The organism is Enhygromyxa salina (assembly GCF_002994615.1).
GTDB lineage: Bacteria > Myxococcota_A > Polyangia > Nannocystales > Nannocystaceae > Plesiocystis > Plesiocystis salina_A.
Genome location: NZ_PVNK01000090.1, coordinates 1 through 3,080 on the forward strand (window position 1 = coordinate 1; position 3,080 = coordinate 3,080).

The following is a 3,080-nucleotide window of genomic DNA, read 5'->3' on the forward strand; positions in this document are numbered from 1 at the left end:
CTGACAGGAGGACTTTGGATTTGTGTCGTTACGAGGCGCCTAGCCAACCCGAAGGCTGACCGACCATCCTCGCACGACGCGGGGTTGACCATTGCTGATCAACTGCCCCGCGGGCGGTCTCGGTTTACGTACGCGAGCGAGTCGCGCACCCACCGGACCGTGCGGTTTCGTGGTCCGTGTTCCTGCTCTCCAGTTTTCAGGCAGCGAAGTTTCCCGGCCCGTTGGAGCCCTACCCAGCTGGGTGTTGGCCCCTTCGGTTGGTGCCCGGCACTTCACCGGGCTGCGGGACGCGGTTTCTACTTGCGATCGACCATCGCGTCAAGCGTTCTTTCAAACTTTCGTGCCCTGATTGATGCGCGAGATGTCTCTCTTGAGCGAGGCGCGCCGAGCGGGCAACGCGCGGGCCCTAGAATCCGCCTCAGCCTTCGGATTCGGACGTTTCGGCTGGCTCGGTCTCAGGCTCGGGCTCGGGCTCGGCGTCACCACCGAGATTTTGGAGGCCTGTGCTGTCGTCGGGGCGCGGACCGCTCGGCGGGGGCGCCTCGTCGGGAGCCTCGCCGCCGGCGATCGGCACGGCCTCGCCCTGCTGCGCGGGCGACTCCGTGGGGCCGTCGTCGACAGCCTCGCTCGGGGCGCCTTCAGCCTCCTTTTTGGCCTTCCGATCACGCCGCCGCTTGCGCTTACCCTTGCCGGGCTTGGTGTTCTCGTCGCCCTTGGCGTTGAGCACGCCCTCGTCCTGGGCGTGCTTGACCATCGCCTTGATCAGCGCGACGAGCTCCTCGTCGGCCGGCATCAAGTGATGGTGGAAGGGCGGCTCGGACTCGGCGTCCCAGCGCAGGAACAGGAGCATGATCTCGCCCTTGAGCGAGCCAGGGAGCTCGTCGATGCTCGAGACCTCGATCATCAGGCGCTCGGGCGCGTCCTTGGCCAGGTTGCCGAGCAGATACTCGCCGACCTCGACCTCGAGGAACTGGTCTTGGCGGCCCTGATAGCGGCCGCGGCCCCAGACCTGCTCGACCCGGACCAACATCACGATCGCCGCGTGGCCGAGCCGGGCCTGAAAGAGCTGCTGATCGAGGACGTCGTTCGGCGCGCGGCCCTGGAGGTTGACCGCCGTCGCGGTGTAGGCGTCGTCAAACGCGACCGCGTAGCGCGACTCCCACGCCGGGGCGTCTTTGGGCGGGGTCAGCTCGCTGATCGTGCCGCCCTTGTTGCGGTTTTTGCACCCGCCGCCCGCAAAGGACAGCGCCAGCGCTGCCGCCAGGAACGGGATGCGCAGGGAGCCGCCGATCCGGCGGATCCGGGAGCCCGCCCGGAATAAAGGTGGCGTCACGGCGGCGAGAATAGCGCTCCGCGGACCCCGACGCGAGGCCGGGGCCGCGCCGAGCTCGGCGCAGGGGCCGTCGATCGTGGGCAGCCGATTTCGTGGTAGCTCTAGGGCCCGCATTCGAGCAGCCATCATGCCTTTCTTCCCACGTCCGACCAGCCTCGAATCCTTCACTTCCCTCCTGGGCGCCGCCTTCTTGGTCTCGCTGAGCGGGTGTCAAGCACCGAGCTCCGGCGACGCGGGCAAGGCCGACGCCAAAGCTGGGGTCGGCAAGGCCAACACCGCTGCGGCCGCCAAGCCCGGCGACGCCAAAAAAGCTCCGGCCAAGCAAGAGCCCGCCGCCCCCGCCGACGACGGCTGCCTTCGCTACTGCTTCAACGGCACGCCCTGCGGCGACGAGTGCCTCGAGGCCGGCAAGACCTGTGACAAGCCCGAGGGCGAGGGCCGCGCGTGCAGCGAAGACAAGTACACGCCCCGGGAATTCCGCGAGGGCTTCCGCCTGCCGCCCAAGTCGGGGCTGCTCGGGCCCGACGTGTGGAACTACAACAAGTCCCAGGGCGACCCGCTCGACGGGCCGTTCACGCTCGAGATGGCCTTCGAGGGCGCGCCCGAGCTCGCGGACAAGAGCAAGGGCAAGCTCACGGCCGTGTTCCACACCAGCATGGGCGCGTTCGAGTGCGAGCTCTATGAAGATCAGGCGCCGCTGACCGTGGCCAACTTCATCGGCCTCGCCCGCGGCCTCCGCCCCTTCAAAGATCCCAAGGATCGCAAGTCGGACGAGTGGATCAAGCGGCCCTACTACGACGGCACGGTCTTTCACCGGGTCATCGCCGACTTCATGGTCCAAGGCGGCGACCCGACCGCGATGGGCATCGGCACGCCGGGCTACTTCATCCCCGACGAGTTCGATCCACAGCTGCGGCACAAGGGGCCCGGGTTCCTGTCGATGGCCAACCGCAACCCCTACGACCCCGCGACCAACAAGCCGCGCTACGACGACAAGACCGGCCTGACGATCGGCAACACGGGCAGCGCGCAGTTCTTCGTGACCGTGCGCGAGACCATGGCGCTCAACGATCGCCACACGATCTTCGGCTACTGCGACCCGACGATCCCGATCGAGATGTCCAAGGTCCGGACCCAGAGCCGGCCAGTGCCCAACAAGCCGTTTGAGGACATCGTGCTCGAGAAGCTCGAGTTCGTCCGCAAGTAGGGCCCCTCAGCGGGTGATGCCGATGATGCGCCAGCTGCCGTAGCGCTTCTCGAGCATCAAGATGACCGTGTCGCCGCCGATCTCCACGACCGTGTAGAGCCGGCCCTCGCCCTCTTCGACGCCCGCCGGGACCGAGCCGAACTTCTTGCGCAGGCTCGCGGCCGTGTAGGTCTTGTCGACCTTGGCCGACTTGCCCGCGACCTCGTCGGCCAGCGCCTCGAGCAGACCACGGAGCTCTTCCTTGCTCTTGGCGGCGACGGCCGAGCCCGAGCGGAAGGGCAGCGCGGCCCGGTTGACCATCGTCGTGATCTCGCCCTTGGTGAACGCGCGGGCCCAGTTCTTGGCCACGGCGGTCGCAACCGGATCGACCTCGCCTTCGGCGGGCGTCGCCTCTGCGCTCGGCGACCCCGACTTGCCGCCCCCTGCCCCGCCGCTCTTGCCCGCCGCGCGCGGTCGAGTCGCCGAGCGGCGACCCGACAAGGGCAGCGCCTTCGGCCCCGAGGAGGCCGGGCCGGCCCCGGCACCGCGGCCCGTCGGGAT

General features: G+C 68.4%; 2 protein-coding genes and 1 pseudogene. 1 reads left to right on the top strand and 2 read right to left on the bottom strand.

What is annotated here, in order from left to right; all coding sequences use genetic code 11:
* Positions 1-418: 418 nt before the first annotated feature.
* Positions 419-1,333, bottom strand: a complete 915-nt coding sequence (locus ENSA5_RS08360; protein ID WP_146155470.1) for a hypothetical protein — start codon at positions 1,331-1,333, stop codon at positions 419-421.
* Between the two features lie 127 nt (positions 1,334-1,460).
* On the opposite strand from ENSA5_RS08360, the gene ENSA5_RS08365 reads away from it, so the two are divergent.
* Positions 1,461-2,540: a peptidylprolyl isomerase gene (locus ENSA5_RS08365; protein ID WP_181197519.1), complete on the top strand. Its 1,080-nt coding sequence runs from the start codon at positions 1,461-1,463 to the stop codon at positions 2,538-2,540.
* A gap of 6 nt (positions 2,541-2,546) precedes the next feature.
* Here ENSA5_RS08365 and ENSA5_RS08370 read toward each other — a convergent pair.
* Positions 2,547-3,080 (bottom strand): annotated as a pseudogene (locus ENSA5_RS08370) (hypothetical protein); the annotation flags it as partial.

Excerpts from the sequence above, each read along its gene's own strand:
- ENSA5_RS08365 (WP_181197519.1), top strand. The coding sequence starts at position 1,461 with ATGCCTTTCTTCCCACGTCCGACCAGCCTCGAATCCTTCACTTCCCTC.